Origin of the sequence: Streptomyces sp. NRRL WC-3549, from assembly GCF_000721935.1 — a bacterium.
Lineage (GTDB): Bacteria > Actinomycetota > Actinomycetes > Streptomycetales > Streptomycetaceae > Streptomyces.
Map to the genome: position 1 here is coordinate 101,212 of NZ_KL585388.1, position 17,045 is coordinate 118,256.

At 73.9% G+C, this 17,045-nt stretch carries 18 protein-coding genes, 1 pseudogene and 1 riboswitch; of the genes and pseudogenes, 12 read left to right on the top strand and 7 right to left on the bottom strand.

Features of this window, described 5'->3' with window-relative positions; genetic code table 11:
• The first annotated feature begins 1 nt into the window (after position 1).
• Positions 2 to 376, top strand: a complete 375-nt coding sequence (locus IH13_RS0106935) for a VOC family protein (RefSeq protein WP_031081980.1) — start codon at positions 2 to 4, stop codon at positions 374 to 376.
• Positions 377 to 379: 3 nt separating this feature from the next.
• Here the strand turns inward: IH13_RS0106935 and IH13_RS0106940 are convergent, their stop codons facing one another.
• Positions 380 to 1,444: a DUF7847 domain-containing protein gene (locus IH13_RS0106940; protein ID WP_037840903.1), complete on the bottom strand. Its 1,065-nt coding sequence runs from the start codon at positions 1,442 to 1,444 to the stop codon at positions 380 to 382.
• A 206-nt stretch (positions 1,445 to 1,650) separates the two neighbouring features.
• Between IH13_RS0106940 and IH13_RS0106945 the strand changes: the two genes are divergently transcribed.
• The 3 genes from IH13_RS0106945 (at position 1,651) to dapD (ending at position 3,608) form a co-directional block, all read left to right on the top strand.
• Positions 1,651 to 1,971, top strand: a complete 321-nt coding sequence (locus tag IH13_RS0106945; RefSeq protein ID WP_031081983.1) for a DMT family transporter — start codon at positions 1,651 to 1,653, stop codon at positions 1,969 to 1,971.
• Positions 1,971 to 2,525 carry a TetR/AcrR family transcriptional regulator gene (locus IH13_RS0106950; protein ID WP_031081985.1) on the top strand — a complete coding sequence of 185 codons (555 nt, stop codon included), beginning with the start codon at positions 1,971 to 1,973 and terminating at the stop codon, positions 2,523 to 2,525. The genes IH13_RS0106945 and IH13_RS0106950 overlap by 1 nt, the downstream gene beginning before the upstream one ends.
• Before the next feature lie 84 nt (positions 2,526 to 2,609).
• Positions 2,610 to 3,608 carry a 2,3,4,5-tetrahydropyridine-2,6-dicarboxylate N-succinyltransferase gene (gene dapD / locus IH13_RS0106955; RefSeq protein WP_031081986.1) on the top strand — a complete coding sequence of 333 codons (999 nt, stop codon included), beginning with the start codon at positions 2,610 to 2,612 and terminating at the stop codon, positions 3,606 to 3,608.
• Here dapD and dapA read toward each other — a convergent pair.
• Both dapA and IH13_RS0106965 read right to left on the bottom strand, forming a co-directional pair.
• Entirely contained in the window at positions 3,605 to 4,498 is an 894-nt protein-coding gene (dapA, locus tag IH13_RS0106960; protein WP_031081988.1) for a 4-hydroxy-tetrahydrodipicolinate synthase, read from the bottom strand. The two genes, dapD and dapA, sit on opposite strands and share 4 nt — an antisense overlap.
• A 110-nt stretch (positions 4,499 to 4,608) precedes the next feature.
• The gene (locus IH13_RS0106965) at positions 4,609 to 5,109 is read right to left on the bottom strand and encodes a metallophosphoesterase family protein (protein WP_031081990.1); all 501 of its coding nucleotides are present in this window, start codon (positions 5,107 to 5,109) and stop codon (positions 4,609 to 4,611) included.
• 355 nt (positions 5,110 to 5,464) lie between these two features.
• Between IH13_RS0106965 and IH13_RS0106970 the strand changes: the two genes are divergently transcribed.
• Entirely contained in the window at positions 5,465 to 6,394 is a 930-nt protein-coding gene (locus tag IH13_RS0106970) for an SDR family oxidoreductase (protein ID WP_234433233.1), read from the top strand.
• A 10-nt stretch (positions 6,395 to 6,404) separates the two neighbouring features.
• Here the strand turns inward: IH13_RS0106970 and IH13_RS0106975 are convergent, their stop codons facing one another.
• Positions 6,405 to 7,241 (bottom strand): MBL fold metallo-hydrolase, encoded by an 837-nt coding sequence (locus tag IH13_RS0106975; protein WP_031081993.1) that lies wholly within the window; start codon positions 7,239 to 7,241, stop codon positions 6,405 to 6,407.
• A 282-nt stretch (positions 7,242 to 7,523) separates the two neighbouring features.
• Here IH13_RS0106975 and IH13_RS0106980 point away from each other — a divergent pair, with 282 nt between their 5' ends.
• The 3 genes from IH13_RS0106980 to IH13_RS0106990 all read left to right on the top strand — a co-directional run bounded on the left by IH13_RS0106980 (position 7,524) and on the right by IH13_RS0106990 (position 9,607).
• A complete protein-coding gene (locus IH13_RS0106980) occupies positions 7,524 to 8,174 on the top strand; it encodes a DUF4232 domain-containing protein (protein ID WP_031081994.1) in 651 nt (216 codons plus the stop codon).
• Positions 8,175 to 8,461: 287 nt separating this feature from the next.
• Positions 8,462 to 8,532: riboswitch (cobalamin riboswitch) on the top strand.
• Between the two features lie 62 nt (positions 8,533 to 8,594).
• Entirely contained in the window at positions 8,595 to 8,816 is a 222-nt protein-coding gene (locus tag IH13_RS0106985; protein ID WP_031081995.1) for a CbtB domain-containing protein, read from the top strand.
• A 20-nt stretch (positions 8,817 to 8,836) separates the two neighbouring features.
• Positions 8,837 to 9,607 carry a CbtA family protein gene (locus tag IH13_RS0106990; RefSeq protein ID WP_031081996.1) on the top strand — a complete coding sequence of 257 codons (771 nt, stop codon included), beginning with the start codon at positions 8,837 to 8,839 and terminating at the stop codon, positions 9,605 to 9,607.
• 103 nt (positions 9,608 to 9,710) lie between these two features.
• On the opposite strand, the gene IH13_RS0106995 is transcribed toward IH13_RS0106990, so the two are convergent.
• Complete coding sequence (locus IH13_RS0106995) at positions 9,711 to 10,319, bottom strand: histidine phosphatase family protein (protein ID WP_031081997.1); 609 nt, start codon at positions 10,317 to 10,319, stop codon at positions 9,711 to 9,713.
• A gap of 212 nt (positions 10,320 to 10,531) precedes the next feature.
• Between IH13_RS0106995 and IH13_RS0107000 the strand changes: the two genes are divergently transcribed.
• Both IH13_RS0107000 and IH13_RS43350 read left to right on the top strand, forming a co-directional pair.
• Positions 10,532 to 12,007, top strand: a complete 1,476-nt coding sequence (locus IH13_RS0107000; protein WP_031081998.1) for a hypothetical protein — start codon at positions 10,532 to 10,534, stop codon at positions 12,005 to 12,007.
• Positions 12,008 to 12,303: 296 nt separating this feature from the next.
• A complete protein-coding gene (locus IH13_RS43350) occupies positions 12,304 to 12,534 on the top strand; it encodes a hypothetical protein (RefSeq protein WP_014156926.1) in 231 nt (76 codons plus the stop codon).
• 185 nt (positions 12,535 to 12,719) lie between these two features.
• On the opposite strand, the gene IH13_RS0107010 is transcribed toward IH13_RS43350, so the two are convergent.
• Together IH13_RS0107010 and IH13_RS0107015 are read right to left on the bottom strand one after the other, a co-directional pair.
• Positions 12,720 to 13,952, bottom strand: coding sequence for a TerD family protein (locus IH13_RS0107010; RefSeq protein ID WP_031081999.1), 1,233 nt, complete (start codon positions 13,950 to 13,952; stop codon positions 12,720 to 12,722).
• A gap of 297 nt (positions 13,953 to 14,249) precedes the next feature.
• Positions 14,250 to 15,059, bottom strand: coding sequence for an NAD-dependent epimerase/dehydratase family protein (locus IH13_RS0107015; RefSeq protein ID WP_031082000.1), 810 nt, complete (start codon positions 15,057 to 15,059; stop codon positions 14,250 to 14,252).
• 342 nt (positions 15,060 to 15,401) lie between these two features.
• On the opposite strand from IH13_RS0107015, the gene IH13_RS0107020 reads away from it, so the two are divergent.
• Together IH13_RS0107020 and IH13_RS0107025 are read left to right on the top strand one after the other, a co-directional pair.
• The gene (locus IH13_RS0107020) at positions 15,402 to 16,361 is read left to right on the top strand and encodes a 5-dehydro-4-deoxyglucarate dehydratase (RefSeq protein ID WP_031082001.1); all 960 of its coding nucleotides are present in this window, start codon (positions 15,402 to 15,404) and stop codon (positions 16,359 to 16,361) included.
• Positions 16,358 to 17,045 (top strand): annotated as a pseudogene (locus IH13_RS0107025) (hypothetical protein); the annotation flags it as partial. The gene IH13_RS0107020 and the pseudogene IH13_RS0107025, both read left to right, overlap by 4 nt.

Here is a 17,045-nt window from a genome sequence, read left to right on the forward strand (position 1 = left end):
TGTGTATAAGAGACAGCGTCCGTACCGCTTGGCCGTCGACGCCCACGACTTCCCCCTGTCGGCCCGCTTCTGGTGCGCGGTGCTGGACTGGAAGGTGCTCTTCGGGGACGAGGAGGAGATCGTCATCGGGGCCGCCGACGAGACGGCCTGGCCCGGGATGTGCTTCCTTCCCGTGCCGGAGGGCAAGACCGTCAAGAACCGGCTCCACATCGACCTGGCGCCCGACGACCGGGACGCCGAGGTCGAGCGGATCATCGGGCTGGGCGCCCGGCGGGTGGACGTCGGAGAGGACCCGGGCGTGACCTGGGCCGTGCTGGCGGACCCCGAGGGCAACGAGTTCTGCGTGCTCAGCCCGAAGGACTCGCTGGTGGACTGAGGCTCACCACTGGGCGCCGCCGTACGGGGGCGGGTACGGAGGCGGGTAGGGCCCCTGCTGCGGCGGCACGCCCGCGGCCTCGGCCAGGGCCGGGCCCAGGTCCTCCGTCCGGATCCGCCGGTCGACGTAGAGCAGGGAGACCACCAGCTGCGGGAACGTCGTCGAGACGATCTGGCTCACCATCTGCCCCAGCAGCAGGGCGACGAAGTAGCCGCCCATCACGGCCAGGAACGCCGTGAAGCTCGGTTCGCCGCCCAGGGCCGTGCTCCCGATCATGGTGGGGAACATGCCGAGGAACATGAACGGCAGCTGGATGAAGTAGCCCGCGACACCGGCCATCAGGTAGACGAGCAGCAGGATGCCGAAGAGCCGCCACCAGTCACCGCGCACCAGCCGCGAGGAGCGGCGCAGGGCGGTCACCGGCCCGGTGCGCTCGAAGACCACGACCGCCGGAGCCAGGGAGAACTTGACCCAGACCCAGATCGCCAGTGGTCCCGTCGCCAGCACTCCGAGGATGGCGACCGTCAGGACCACGGCGCCGCCCGAGCCGCTCGCCGTGCTGAAGGAGGCGGCGGTCACCCCGATGAGGCCGACGAGGAGCAGCACCGCGGGGACGACCGTGACGAGTGCGGTGAGGAAGAGTGTGCCCATGACCGGGACGAGCGAGGCCCAGGCCCGGCGCCACACCGCGACGAAGCCGGCGGGACGCCCCAGCACGGCCTCCTGGACCACCGCGGGGACCACGGCGTACATCAGCCCCGAGACGACCAGCATGACGGCGATTCCCAGCAGGACCAGGACGCCGCCCGAGATCAGCAGGGCGGAGATGTCACCGGTGGCCGGTTCCTGGTCGTAACCGAGCTCGGCCACCCGCTCCAGGCTGTCGCCCACCGCCCCGTAGACGACGAGGACCGCGAAGCCCATCACGAGCGCCCCGCCCCCGTACAGGGCGGCGGCCAGTCCGAACAACTGCTTGGCGTATCTGCCCATCGTGGCGAACGCCCCGCCGAGCAGGTCACCCAGTCTCAGCGGGGCGAGGGGTATCACCCCCGGTTTCGGCGGCGGCACCCAGCCGCCCCATCCCGGTGGCCCCCCGTACGGAACCCCGCCGTACGGTGCGCCTCCCTGCGCACCGCCGCCCCACCCTGCGTCCTGCGTCACTGCCGCTCCGTCATGTCGTGTGTGGTGTGTTCGTCATCCGGTACGACCGGTCGGGACACCGTAGCGCCCCGCGGTGCGTACGCCCGTACACAACGATGTGTACGGTGGTACGCATGGGATACGGACTGCTGGCCGCGGCGATCGCGGCCGAGGTGACGGCGACGACGGCCATGAAGTACAGCGAGGGCTTCACCCGGCTGTGGCCCTCGGTCGTCACGGGCCTGGGCTACGTACTGGCGTTCGCGCTGCTCGCCCAGACCCTGAAGACCCTCTCCATCGGCACCGCCTACGCGATCTGGGCCGGGGTGGGCACCGCCGCCGTCGCCCTCATCGGCATCCTGTGGATGGGCGAATCCGCGGGCGCGGCCAAGCTGATCGGCGTCGCACTGATCATCGCCGGGGTCGTGGTGCTCAATCTCGGCGGAGCGCACTGATGGCACGCCGTCACGACCCCGAGCGGCGCGAGCGGATCATCGAGGCGGCCCTGAGGGTCGTGGCGGACCGGGGCATCGCCGGGCTCAGCCACCGCACCGTCGCGGCCGAGGCCGATGTGCCGCTGGGCTCCACGACGTACCACTTCGCCTCCCTCGACGAACTGCTGGTCGCCGCGTTGCGCCGGTGCAACGAGCGCTTCGCCCGGACCCTGCGGGAGAGCGCGCGCCTGGCCGACCCCGAGGCGGATCTGGCCGACGAGCTGACCAGGCTGCTGGGGGAGTGGTTCGGCGGTGAGCGCCGGGCGACCGAGCTGGAGTACGAGCTGTACCTCGCCGCGCTGCGCCGCCCCGCCCTGCGTCCCGTCGCGGCGGAGTGGACCGACGAGGCCGGCGCGCTGATCGCCCGGCGGACCGACCCGGCGACCGCGCGGGCGCTCGTCGCCCTCCTCGACGGCATCAGCCTCCAGGTCATGCTCACCGGGGGCGGCTTCGACGCTGCGTACACCCGGGAGATGCTGGCGCGGATCGCGGCCGGCGGCGCCGGTCCGGGGTGACCCGGCCCGACCGCGGGGACCGTACCCGCTCAGCCGACCGAGACCGGTTCGCCCACGAGGGGCCCGGCCGGTTAGGTTGCGTGCATGACCGACACGACTTCCCAGGGCTCCGCCCGCCCCTCCGGCGCCGTCGCCGCCGGCCTCGCCACCATCGCCGGTGACGGCACCGTCCTCGACACCTGGTTCCCCGCCCCCGAGCTCGTCGCCGACCCCGGCCCGGCCGGGACCGAGCGCCTGACCGCCGACGAGGCGGTGAACCGGCTCGGCGAGGGCGCGGCGAAGGCCGTCGGCGTGGACGCGCGCCGGGGCGTCGAGATCGTCGCCGTGTCCACGGTCATCTCCTCGCTGGACGACAAGCCGCTCGACGCGCACGACGCCTACCTGCGGCTGCACCTGCTCTCGCACCGCCTCGTCCGGCCCCACGGGCAGAACCTGGACGGCATCTTCGGTTTCCTCGCCAACGTCGCCTGGACCTCGCTCGGGCCCGTCGCCGTCGACGACCTGGAGAAGGTCCGGCTCAACGCCCGCGCCGAGGGCCTGCACCTCCAGGTCACCTCGGTGGACAAGTTCCCCAGGATGACGGACTACGTCGCGCCCAAGGGCGTACGCATCGCCGACGCCGACCGCGTCCGGCTCGGTGCGCACCTGGCCCCCGGTACGACCGTGATGCACGAGGGCTTCGTCAACTTCAACGCGGGCACCCTGGGCACCTCCATGGTCGAGGGCCGGATCTCGGCCGGTGTCGTCATCGGTGACGGCTCCGACCTCGGCGGTGGCGCCTCCACCATGGGCACCCTCTCCGGCGGCGGCAAGGAGCGCATCGCCATCGGTGAGCGCTGCCTGATCGGTGCCGAGGCCGGGATCGGCATCGCGCTCGGCGACGAGTGCGTCGTGGAGGCCGGGCTGTACGTCACGGCCGGCACCCGCGTCACCATGCCGGACGGACAGGTGGTCAAGGCCCGGGACCTCTCCGGCGCCTCGAACATCCTCTTCCGCCGCAACTCGGTCACCGGTGCCGTCGAGGCCCGCCCCAACAACGCGGTGTGGGACGGGCTCAACGACATCCTGCACAGCAACGACTAGTCGGTGGCGGCGAGGAGTTCCCCGTAGATCCCGCGCAGCCCGTCGGTCGTCCCGCGATCGGCGGGCTGCAGCGGTTCGCGGACCGGGCCCATGTCCAGGAGCGCCTTCACCGTGACGGTCCCGGGCAGCCCGCCCGCCATCACCGCCTCCACCAGGGGGAGTGCGAGCTGGTTGAGGCGGGCGGCCCGGCCGGTGTCACCGGCGTCGAACGCGTCCAGGACCGCCCGCACCTGACGGGGCGCCACATTGGCGACCGTGCTCACGTAACCGGCGCCGCCGAGCGCGTACAGGGGGAGGTTCAGCTCCTCGCAGCCCGAGTAGTAGGCGAGCCGGGTCCGCGCCATCACCTTCGTCGCCGCGAGCAGGTCGTACGTGCAGTCCTTGACCGCCACGATCCGCGGGTGCTCCGCCAGCCGCAGCAGCGCGTCGGTCCCGATCCGGGTGCCGGTGCGGCCGGGGATGTCGTACAGCACGAGGGGGATGCCCGTGGCCTCCGCGACCCGGAGGAAGTGGGCCTCGACGGCGGCCTGCGGGGGGCGGCTGTAGTACGGGGTCACCACCAGCAGGCCGTCCGCCCCGGCCGCTTCGGCGTCCCGGGCGAGCCGGACGGTGTGCCGGGTGTCGGCGCTGCCCACCCCGGCGATGAGCGGGACGTCCTCGCCGACCGCCTCGCGCACCGCCCGCAGCAGCGCGGTCTTCTCCGCGTCGGTGGTGGTGGGCGACTCACCCGTGGTGCCGCTCAGCACCAGCCCGTCGCAGCCGTCCGCGACCAGGCCTCGGGCGTGCCGGCGGGCGGCCTCCAGGTCCAGGTCACCGGCGGGGGTGAACGGTGTGATCATGGCGCAGAGCGCGCGGCCGAAGGGCCCGGGCGTACGGGCTGTCGATGTCATGTCCGCAGTCTCAGGCGTCGGACGGCGCAGGTCCAGTTCGGACGGCGCCCCGCCCGGCCGGCGGACCGGACCACTACCCGGCACGGCCGTACAGCGCAGGCGTACGGCGCTCAGCGCCTCGGCAGCCTGTGCAGCGTGACGTCCTGCAGCGCACCGTCCCGCACCGAGAGGGTCATGTACGTACAGTGCGGCTGCCGTCTGCGGTCCGTCGGCGACCCCGGGTTCAGCAGGCGGAGGCCGCCCGGGGCCCGGGTGTCCCACGGGATGTGGCTGTGACCGAAGACCAGGACGTCCAGGCCGGGGAAGCGCTCGGCGCAGCGGGCCTCCCGCCCCCGCGCCGGGCCCGTCTCGTGGACGACGCCGAACCGCAGACCCCCCAGCTCCGCGCGGGCCACCTCGGGCAGCCGTTCCCGCAGCCCGGGACCGTCGTTGTTGCCGAACACGCCGACCAACCGGTGGGCGCCTCTCTCCAGCAGGTCGAGCGTGGAGACGTCGACCCAGTCCCCCGCGTGGATCACGACGTCGGCCCGCTCCGCCTCGTGCAGCAGCGCGGGGGGCAGCCGCTTCGCGCGTACGGGGACATGGGTGTCGGAGACGAGCAGGATCCGCACGGGGCACCACCTCCTCACTCGACGTGGCACCTGGACGTGCCCGGTCCGGACGGGGACCCGGCCGCCGCCGACGACCCCGGCCCGGGGCGCGCGAGCGTGCGGTGCCTGCTTCCTGGCGGGCCCGGCCGTGCTGGTACCGGCGGTCACGGCCTGCTCCGTCCAGGAGCACCATCCCACCGGATCCGGGGGACGAGCGCGACCCGTGGGCGGCCGACCGGGGCCCGGACGGCCCGGCCGCTCTACCCCCTTCGGCTGTTCCGCCGGGCCCGGCGGTTTGACCCCTCGCGGCCTGGACAGGCGGACGGTGTGGCCGCCTGACCGGCGGCGTCCTGCCGACGGAACCGAGGAGAACGTCATGGTGGAGCGGGAAGGAACGGGCGGCGGGCCCGGGGAGCGTCCGGCGATGCCGCAGGAGGAGGCGGAGATCTCGCCGCCCTACCGGTTCCGGCGCCAGCAGCGGCCCGGCCTGGAGGCGGAGATGGAAGTCCGCCCGCGCTACCTCGCCCCGCACTACCGGGGTTCCGGAAAGCTCGCCGGCAAGGTGGCGCTGATCACCGGTGGTGACTCCGGCATCGGGCGTTCGGTGGCCGTGCTCTACGCCCGCGAGGGGGCGGACGTGGCCATCGTCCACCTGCCCGGGGAGGAGCCCGACGCCCAGGAGGCCCGGCAGGCGGTCGAAGACGAGGGACGCGTCTGCCTGCTGCTCCCCGGCGACCTGTGCGATCCGTCCTTCTGCGCCGACGCCGTGGAGCGTACGGTCGCCGAACTGGGCGGGCTCAACGTCCTCGTGAGCAACGCCGCCTACCTCAACAGCCAGAACGACCTGTCGGACCTGAACGCCGAGGACTTCGACCGTGTCTTCAAGACGAACGTCTACGCCTATTTCCACCTGGTGACGGCGGCCCTGCCGCACCTGTCCCACGGGGACGCCGTCATCGCCACCGCCTCCGAGGAGGCGCTCAAGGGCAGCGACATGATGATGGACTACGCGGCTTCCAAGGCGGCGGTGGTCGCGTTCACCAAATCCATCGCCTCGCACCTGGCCGAGCGCGGCATCCGTGCCAACGTCGTGTCCCCCGGGCCCACGTGGACGGTACTCAACCTGGCGGGGCAGAGGTTCCCCGACAGCTACCTCAGGGAGCTGGGGAGCACGTCCCCCATGGGGCGCGTGGCCCAACCGGAGGAAGTGGCTCCGGCCTACGTGTACCTCGCGTCCGACGCGGACTCCAGCTTCACGGTCGGCGAGATGATCGCCGTCACCGGAGGACTGACCGACACCCGGTGACCGGCCGCCGCTACCGCCCGAGGGGGCCCTGGGCCGTCACCGTGACGTGTTCCCCGCGCGCGCACCGCAGCACGGACCGGGCCATGCCGCGTTCCTCGGCACGGCGCAGGAACGCGTCGAGGGGCGAGCGGAAGACGGTGTAGTCGTCGTAGTGCACGGGCAGGGACAGTGCCGGACGGACCGTGGCCAGAAGGTCCGTTCCCTGTACCGCGTCCATGGTGACCAGCAGCCCGCCCGGCAGCGTCGTACCGCCGAGGTGGACGACGGCGAGATCGATCCCGGGGCAGCGGCGGGCGATCTCCTGGATGCCCTCGAACATGAGCGTGTCGCCGGTGACGTACAGCTGGAGGCGCACCTCTCCGCCGAGCTCGCCGAACTGGAGCAGGCTTCCCATCACGGGCGGGAGCAGCCGGGCCGCCAGCCCCTTGGCGTGTGTACCCGGCAACGAGGTGATCCGTACCTGGTGGCGCCCTTTGACCAGTACGTGGTCCTCCCAGGTGCGCAGACCGGTGGCCCGCCGGAATCCGTGCAGGCCCTGGAGGCGGCGTGCCGCGTGCGGTGTGGTCACCACGGGCAGCGACCGGTCCAGATGGCGGCGGGTGACCCGGTCCCAGTGGTCGCCGTGCAGATGGGACAGGAGGACGGCGTCGAGGTCCTGCGGCAGCTCCCGTACGTCGAGGGCGGGCTCCGTCAGCCGCTTGGAGACCAAGCCGTGGCCGAGGTACGCCCGTTGCCCGCGGTGCAGGAAGTTCGGGTCGGTGAGGAGCAGGAGATCGCCGTAGCGGATCAGGAGGGTGGCGTTGCCGATGAAGTGCAGATCGGCGGACGTGACGGGCGGTTCGGCCATCCCTTGCCTCCTTGGGGACCAGCCGGGCGGATCGCCGCGAGGTCTTGCGGAGCGCCCGGGCGCCTTGCCGGCCGGCGAGGCGCGTCACTGCCGCGTCCGAGGCTCCCGGCCTTTCCCCCACGGTCACCGCTCCCCCGGCCCCCGTCAAACCGAGGCGTCGGGGGGAGGGCGCGGGGTGGCCGGCCCTCTGCGATCCACGGGCGGCCGGGCCGGTGCGGCATCGGCTTCTGGCATGATCGAACGGTCAATCGACTGTTCGTTCCAGGGGTGGGGTACACGGCGATGCGGGCACGGAACACGGTCTCGGCGGTCCTCTGCTCGGCCGGTGCGCTGGTCCTCTCGGGCTGCGCCGGCTTCCTGGTCCCGCCGGGGGAGGGCGAACCGGCCCCGGCGCCGGGCCCCGCGCAGGCGTCGGTGACGCCCGGCATCGTCCGGGCCGAGACGCTGCCCGCCGTCCCGCCCGTCCGCCCGGGCGCGGCGTCCGCGCCCCCGAGCACCACCGCACCGGCCGGGGACTGCCCCGCCTCCGGGGCGCGGGTCGAGATGGGCCCGGTGGAGACGGCGATGTTCCACCGGGCCGTTGTGCTCACCCTCACCAACTGCGGCACCGAGCCCTACCGGGTGAGCGGATACCCGGCCGTCCGCGCGCTCGACGAGGACGGCAGGCGGATCCCCGTCCCGGTCAACCCCGGCGGATCGATGTTCGGCCAGGACCGGGGACCCCAGGCAGTGGAGCTGAAGCCCGGCGGCACCGTCCGCTCGATCCTCGCCTGGGTCTCCACCCAGGAAGGCGGCGACCTGATCGAGGGGGACGCCCTGGAGATCGCCGCCGCGCCCGACGCCGGCGCCCGGGTCTTTCCGCTGGAGGGCCACGACCTGCGCCTGATGGACGAGTTGAACACCACGGCCTGGCGGACCGACCTCCCCGGCTGACGTCTCACCGCCCGGCCGGCGGCGGTCCGCGCCGCTCGCGGGGACCCGGTGCCCGGCCGCCCGGGGCGCCTGCGTCCGCACCCCGACGGCGACGGCCCCGGCGTGGCCGCCGCAGGGCGGGGCCTGCCGGAGCGGGCGCGGGGCCGGCGGACGGCCCGGTACCGCCGCGAGGAGCACGGCCCGGGAGGCGGATCGCCCGGTGGGAGAGGAAGGCAGCCCCGTACGGCGCACCCTTGGCCATGCTCGCGTCACGCGGTAACGTCGTCCCGATATGACGACGGCGGGACGGAAGCCGGTGGGAATCCGGCACGGTCGCGCCACTGTGTGCGAGGCCCTTGGGGCGCCTCGTGAGTCAGACCCGTGGCCGTCGTCCCTGTGCACCACCGATATGGGACGCGAACTCCCAGAGGAGGCCCCGCCATGGCGCACCACGTCGCCCAGCCGACCGCCACCACCCCCGTCGTTCCCGCCACGCTGCCGCTGAAGGCGATAGCACCCTGGGCGGTCTTCTTCGGCATCCTGATGCTGATCCTGCTGTACTTCGTCGGCGCCGAACAGGGCGCCACCTCCGTGTTCAGCGGCACGGAAGTCCACGAATGGGTACACGACGCCCGCCACCTGCTCGGCTTCCCCTGCCACTGACCCGAGGGACGCCGCACGCCATGAACTCCGCAACGGTAAGAAACCTCCTCGTACGCGGCATGCTCGCCGGCCTGGCCGCCGGGGTGCTCGCCCTGGTCGTCGCCTACTTCCTCGGGGAACCGAACGTCGACAGCGCGATCGGCCTCGAAGAGGCCCAGGCGCACTCCCACGGGGGCGCCCACGAGCACGAGGTGGAAGTCGTCTCCCGCTCCCTGCAGTCCACGGCCGGACTCGCCACCGGCATCCTGGTCTACGGGATCGCCTTCGGCGGCATCGCCGCACTCGCCTTCTGCTTCGCGCTCGGCCGCGTCGGGCGCTTCGGCCCCCGGGCGACCGCCCTGCTGCTGTCGGGCTGCGCCCTGACGGCCGTGTACGTCGTGCCGTACCTGAAGTACCCCGTCAACCCGCCGGCGGTCGGCGACCCCGACACCATCGGCAGGCGCACGACGCTGTACTTCCTGATGACGGTGCTCAGCGTGCTCCTGGCGATCGGTGCCGCCCTCCTCGGCAAGCGGCTCGCTCCCCGGCTGGGCGCCTGGCACGCGACCGTCGCCGCGGTGGCGGCCTTCGCCGTCGTGGTGGGGCTCGCCTACGCCTTCCTGCCGGCGGTCGACGAGGTCCCCGGCGACTTCCCGGCCACCCTGCTGTGGCGCTTCCGGCTCTCCGCGCTGGCCATCCAGACCGTGCTGTGGGCCGGGCTGGGCCTGTTCCTGGGCGAACTCGCCGAACGGCTGCTGAATCCGAAGCCCGCCAGGACCGGGCCCGGACGGGCGGTGCCGGCCGCGCACTGACTCCTCCCGGCACGGGACGTCGCCACCCGAGGCCCTTCCGGAAACGTGTCCCGGAGGGCCTCGGGGTGTCCCTGGCGGCCGTCCCGCCTGCCCGCCGGGCCGGTCAGGCGGGCGTGCCCGCCCGGTCGCCGGGTGCGGTGCCCGGCGCCACCAGCGGACGCCCCAGCCGCAGGTTCCACCGTGCGGCCCGCCCGCTGAGCTCCGTCGCGGTCAGCGGCGGTACGTCGAGACGCCAGAAGGCCGCCGAGGGCAGGCCCAGCGCGTGCAGGACGGCCGCCCGCACGATCTCCGGCTCGACCACGGCGAGCGTGCGCCCGTCCGCCCGCGCCGCCCCGTCCAGCCACCGCCCGACCCGCGTGCACACGTCCCGCACCGCCTCCCCGCCGTGCGGTGCGGCGAGAGGGTCGGTGAGCCAGTGGGCCACCGCCTCGGGCTCCTCCGCCGTGACCTCGTCGAGGGTCCGGCCGTGCCACCGGCCCACGTCCAGCGGGGCCAGTTCCGGGGCCTCCTCGCCGCGCAGGCCCAGCGCCGCCGCCGTCTCGCGGCACCGCCCGCCCGGCGAGATGACGACGCGCGGCGCCCGGGGCAGTGAGCCGGCCGCGGCCCGGGCCCGGGCCGCCCCGTGCCCGTCGACCGGGCCGTCGGCGTCGAACCGGGCCTCCCGCAGCGCGGGACTCGTCGCGGCCGAGACGAGGACGACACGACTGGTCATGGGGTGCGCGCCTCCGGTGGCCGCGGTCCTGGAGCACGGCGCGCACCGGGCGGGGAGCGGCCCCTCGTCGCCCGGTGGCGTACCCGCGAAAATAGCATTCAGGACATACCCCCGACGGCGCGGGGAGCACAGGCTCCCGGGCTCGGCAAGAACCGGGCCGCGGCGGGCCGCCCCGCTCCCAGCCTGAGTACCGCCCCGAGGAGAACCCCCTGATGTCCGCAGAGCGCCCCTCCCTGCCGCCGGTGCGGCTGCACACCGAGGCCGAGTTGGCACGGGACGCACTGGCCGCTCCACTGCTCGCCCGAGCCGTCCGTCTCGCCCGCTGGGCGGGCCCCACGACCCGGGTCGGCGCGGGTGGTGAGCTCGTGGAGGCCCAACTCCCGGCAGCCGCCGAGCACCTCGGCCTCGCCGACGACGAGGACGGCGCCGCGTACGCCAGTGAGGCATGGCGCCTCGCGGTCGACACCGGGCTGCTGGACGTCCGGGACCCGCAGGACACGGACGCCCCCGGCGAGGGCGCGGACGGCGACGCGGAGGGCACCGTCTCGGCCGGTGAGAACCTCGCCCTGCTGACCGGTGGCTCCCCGCAGGACGTCCTCGGGATCTGGCTCGACGGCCTGGACGCCGTGCACGCCGACGCCACCGCACCCGCCTTCGACGACTTCGCCGACCTCGTCAACGAGGACGGCAGCGTCGACTTCGACGCCCTGGACTGGGACCCGGAGGGCGAGGCGGACTTCCTCGACGGCGTACTCGGCAACCTGTACCTGCTGACCCTCGCGGAGGCCGGTCCGGGAGCGGGCCCCGTACCGCTTCCCGCCCTCGCGGCGTCCGTGGTCGTCCCCGAGGACATGGACGAGCCGACCGACGAGGTGCTGGAGCAGGTGTCGGACGCGATGATGCGGCTCGACGACCAGTTCCGCGTCCTCGAACCCATCGGGATCGTCGAGTACCGGCCGGTGGACGAGACGCTGCTGAGCGGCGACGGCGAGGAGCCCGACGCCGCCGCCGACGACGTCACCCGCTACGGCATGGTGCGGCTGACCCCCCTCGGCCTCTACGGCATCCGGGAGCGGATGCTGGAGGCCGGGGTCGACGCCCCCGCCGTCGGCGACCTCGCGGACAAGGGGGCCGACGCCCTCCTCGACGGCATCGCGTACTACCCCGAGGACGCGGCCCGTTCCGAGGTGGTGCTGTGGCTCGGGCACCGCGGCACGGAGGGGGCGGTACAGGCCGCTGCCGAACTGCTCGCCGCCGCACGCGGCAAGGACGGCGGCGCGCCGCTGCGCCGGCTGCACTGCCAGCAGGCGCTGGCCTCGGTGGGCCCCGAGGCGGAGCCCGCGGTACGCGCGGTGCTGGACGACCCCGAGCTCGGCGGGCTGGCCCGGGTCTGGCTCGCGGAGCGGGGCGCGGCCGACGTGCCCGCGCCGCCGGAGTCGATGATCTTCTGGCTCGCCGTCGACACCATCGCGGCCCAGCTGGACGCGGACGGGGACATCGACGAGCTCCAGGAACTGGTCGAAGGCCTCAGCGGCCGGCACAGCGGGTTCTTCGACGAGGTGTGGCGGGTGGACCACCCGGCGACGGCCGAGGTGCTGGAGGCGATGGGCCGCCTGCACCGTGACCGCAGGACGGCGAAGGACGCCCGCAAGGCGGCCTTCAAGGCCCGGTCGCAGAACCGCCGGTAGGGGGCCCCGCCTCCGCCCCGGGGGCACCGGCGCGCGGACCGGGGCGGCGACGTCCTCGGTGCCGGTGGGCCCCCGGCCCCGCCGGAGGACGGGCCGGTCGCGGGCGGGCCGTGCCGGGGGACCGCCACACCTTCGAGGGACCCGGGGACGCGGCTCTGCGCGGGTGCCGCCCCGGAGGCGGGCGGGCGGAAAGCGGGGCCCGGCCCGGGGCCGGCTGGTGACGAATGCGGCACGACTGCCGTCCCCGGGGTGACGGGCATGGCGTCGGGCGTCCCCAGGGCGCATACTTCAGGGTAATGAAACAGTCAGCCGGATCCCGGCGTCACCTGCCTTCCAGTCCCTTCAACCGCCCGGCCCAGGCGGCCCCACCGGTCGAGTGCTTCGATGTGGGCGACCGGGTGTCGCACGATCAGTTCGGACTCGGGAGAGTCCTCGCTGTCGAGGGCGACAACGACGCAGTGCTCATCGACTTCTCCGGGCGCCAGGGGAGGATCCTGAGCCCGTACTCCAAGCTGACCAAGCTCTGAGGCGCCGTTGCCGCCGAGGCCGTGTCCGCACGGCCCGGCAGCGCGCCCCCAGGGCGTGGCCCCCGGCACCTCGCGGACACGACCTCGTCCCCCGGAAGACCTTCCGGGGGACGAAGCCGTGCCCGGGGCCGGAGCGCCGTGTCCGCACGGCCCGGCACTCCCGCGCACGCGCGCCGGGATACCGGCTACAGGGCCTTGGCGGCGGGCTTCACCATGCCGCGGACGGTCCGTGACTTCACGAACTCGCCCATCGCGGTCATCTCCCACTCGCCGGAGAACTGCTTGATCAGCTTGGCCATCATCACGCCGGTCTGCGGCTCCGCGCCCGTGAGGTCGAAGCGGACCAGCTCCTCGCCGGTGGTCGCGTCGAGCAGCCGGCAGTACGCCTTGGCGACCTCGGTGAACTTCTGCCCGGTGAACGAGTTGACCGTGAAGACCAGGCCCGTCGCCTCGGCCGGGATCCGGCCCAGGTCGACGACGATGACCTCGTCGTCCCCCGCGCCCTCACCGGTGAGGTTGTCGCCGGAGTGCTTGATCGCGCCGTTCAGGATGGAGAGCTTGCCGAAGTAGCAGCTGTCCAGGTGCGTGCGGTCGGGGCCGTAGGCGATCACCGAGGCGTCGAGGTCGATGTCCTTGCCGCGGAACGCGGGCTCCCAGCCGAGCCCCATCTTGACCTGCGACAGCAGCGGCCGACCGCCCTTGACCAGGGAGACGGTCTCGTTCTTCCGGAGGCTGACCCGGCCCTTGTCGAGGTTGACGCGTCCCGGGGCGGCGGGCGCGGCGGCCGGGGGAGCGGGCGGCGCGGGCGGCGCGGGCGGCGCGGGCGGGGCCGTCCGCGGGGCCGGCGGCGCGGCGGCCGGCGGTGCGGGCGGCGCCGGAGGCACCGGTGCCGGGGAGGCGGCCGGGGCCGGAGCGGGCTCCTCCACCGAGACGCCGAAGTCCGTGGCGATGCCCGCCAGCCCGTTCGCATAGCCCTGGCCGACCGCGCGGGCCTTCCAGGCGCCGTTGCGCAGGTAGACCTCGATGACCAGCAGTGCCGTCTCGCTGCCGAGCTGGGGCGGGGTGAACGTGGCGAGGGCACTGCCGTCGTCCGCGTTGCGTACGGTGGCGGTGGGCTCGATGCCCTGGAAGGTCTGGCCGGCCGCGTCGGGGCTCGCGGTGACCACGATCTTCTCGATACCGGCCGGGACCGCCGTGGTGTCCACCACGATCGCGTCCGGCGCGGAGCCGCCGCCGGAGCGGTAGGTCACGCCGGGGCCCGAGGGCTGGTTGTAGAAGATGAAGTCGTCGTCGGAGCGCACCTTGCCGTCGGCGGTGAGCAGCAGGCCCGAGACGTCGAGCCGCACCGGGGCGGCGACGTCCACCGCCACGCGGGCGGCGGAGAGAGGGATGTTCGAGCCGGGGGTCATTACGGTCATGACCGGGGTAACGAACGACCCGGCTTTGCCGTTCCCTTACCTTTCGGGACGTGAGCCGTACGGCCCGAAGGGGCACCCGTACGGCCCCCCGAGGGCGTCCGGACGGCCGTGTCATGCCCTGTCCCCGGGGTGCCGGGGCCGGCCGCCAGGCCCCTTCGGGCCCGGTCGCGGGGGTGGGCCGTCCGCTCGTCGCCGTGCCGGTACGCGCCCGTCCGACGCGCCGTGACCAGCAGGCGTCGCCCGGCACCACCTCGGCGACGGGGACGGGGCGCCGGGGGCCCGGAGGGCCGTGCCGGATCAGTGCGGCCAGAGGGGCGGGTCCGTCACGAAGTGGCCGCCGACGCGGGCGTGGTCGGGGTTGTCCGGGTCCAGCTCCCCGTGCTCGGCGACGAGTCGGTCCGCGTACTGCTCGGAGTCGTCCTGCGGCTCGTAGCCGAGAGCCCGGGCGGTCGACAGGTCCCACCACAGGCGGGTGTTGGCGGAGGAGCCGTAGACCACGGTGTGCTCCACCCCCTCGGCGGTCAGCGCCGCGTGGAAGAGGCGCGCGCCGTCACCGGGGCTCATCCAGACGGAGAGCATCCGCACCGAGGTCGGCTCCATGAAGCACGACCCGATGCGCACGGAGACGCTCTCCAGGCCGTGCTTGTCCCAGTAGAGCTGGGCGAGGTCCTCACCGAAGGACTTGGACAGCCCGTAGAAGGTGTCCGGGCGGCGCGGGGTGCCGACCGGGATCAGCGGATCGCCGTCCCGGGGGTGCGGGGTGTAGCCGATGGCGTGGTTGGAGGAGGCGAACACGATCCGTCCGACGCCCTCCTCGCGCGCCGCCTCGTACAGGTTGTACGTGCCCTCGATGTTGGAGCGCAGGATCTTCTCGAACGGGGCTTCCAGGGAGATGCCCGCGAGGTGGATGACCGCGTCGACGCCCCGCACGGCCTCGCGCACCGCCTCCTTGTCGCAGAGGTCGGCGACGACGGCGTCCGGTTCACCCTCGACGGGGACCACGTCGAAGAGGCGGAGTTCATAACCGTACGCGGGGAGCAGCCCCCGCATCAGGGTGCCGAGACCGCCGGCGGCGCCGGTGAGCAGGACGGTGCGGGGAGCGGGCATACGGGGTCTCCTCGGTGCGGGACACGGGCGCGGGGCGCGCGGGCGGCGGTGCCGCGGGCGGAGTGGCGGTACGCGGGCGGGGCGGACGGTACGCGCGGCACGCGGACACGGCACAGCGGCGCGATGCGTCAAAGCCATGGATGGCATTCACATGCGTGGACAAGCTAGGAAGTCCGGGCGCATCCGTCAAGTGCGACCCGGGGGAACCGGAGGGGAGAATTCCGCTTCAAGGCCGCCCGTGCTCGCCTTGACCGGCCCCGCGCGGCTGGCTTAGCGTGGCCGCGTTCATAGACATGGACAACAATCATAATTGTGCACGCTGGATCTGCTCAGGGAGCGCCCGTGACCTCAGCCCCCCTTGCCGCCCGACTCACCGACGTCGCCGGGCCGCTCTTCTTCCCCGTCACCGCGTACGGGCCGGACGGCGGCATCGACCTCTCGGCCTTCCGCGCGCACGTGCGGGCCGGTGTCGACGCCGGCGCCGCGGCGGTCTTCGCCTGCTGCGGCACGGGCGAGTTCCACGCGCTGACCCCCGAGGAGTTCCGGCTCGTGGTCGCCGCCGCGGTCGAGGAGACGGCGGGAGCGGTGCCCGTCGTGGCGGGCGCCGGATACGGCACCGCGCTCGCGGTCCGGTTCGCACGGCTCGCGGAGGAGGCGGGCGCCGACGGGCTGCTCGCCATGCCCCCGTACCTCGTCGTCGCCGGCCAGGAGGGGCTGCTGGCCCACTACACCGCGCTGGCCGCCGCCACCGGCCTGGAGACGATCGTCTACCAGCGGGACAACGCCGTCTTCACCCCCGAGACCGTCCTCGCGCTCGCCCGGACCCCCGGGATCATCGGCCTCAAGGACGGCCACGGCGACCTCGACCTGATGCAGCGCATCGTCAGCGCCGTGCGGTCCGGGCTCCCCGGGCGGGACTTCCTGTACTTCAACGGGCTGCCCACCGCCGAACTCACCGGCCTCGCCTACCGGGGCATCGGCATCACGCTCTACTCATCCGCCGTCTTCGCCTTCGCCCCGGACATCGCCCTGGCCTTCCACCGGGCGCTGGGCTCCGGCGACGACGAACTGGCCGGCGCGCTGCTGGACCACTTCTACCGGCCGCTCGTCGAACTGCGGGCCAAGGGGCGCGGCTACGCGGTGTCGCTGGTGAAGGCCGGTGTGCGGCTGGGCGGTCTGGCCGTCGGCGAGGTCCGCACCCCGCTCACCGAACCCCCGGCCGAGCACGTCGAGCAGCTGGCCGCGATCATCGCGGCCGGGCGGGCCCTGCTGGAGAAGCACCGGGCGGGGGAGGGGAAGTGAGGGCGTCCGCGTTCGTCTACCCCTGGGACGTCGTCGGCGACCCGGACGCCGCCGGGCGCCTCGCCGGGCTCGGTGTCCAGCAGGTCACCCTGGCCTCCGCCTACCACTCCACCCGGGCCCTGACCCCGCGTCACCCGGGCCACCGGATCGTCACCGCCGAGCACGCCGCGGTCCTCTACCCGCCGGAGCCGGCCCGCTGGAAGGGGCGCGGCCTGCGGCCCTTCCGGCAGTCCTGGGTGGCCGGCGAGGACCCGTACGCCGAGGCGGCCGAGGCGCTGGCCGGTGCCGGGCTCCAGGTGCACTCCTGGGTGGTGCTCGCGCACAACTCCCGGCTGGGCGCCGAGCACCCCGAGACCTCGGTGGTCAACGCCTACGGCGACCGCTACCCGTGGGCCCCCTGCATCGCCCAGGACGCCGTCCACGCCTACCTCGTGGACCTGGCCGCGGAGGCCGCCGTACGCCCTGGCGCCTCGGGGACCGAACTGGAGTCCTGCGGCTGGTACGGCTTCGCCCATCTGCACGCCCACGACAAGACCGCCGGGGTCGGCCTGGGGGACGCCGCCCAGTACCTGATGTCGCTGTGCTTCTGTCCCGACTGCCGCACCGGGTACGCCGGGACCGGGCTGGACGCCGACGAGCTGGCCGGTGCGGTGCGGCGGGCCCTGGAGCCGGTCTGGGCCGGGA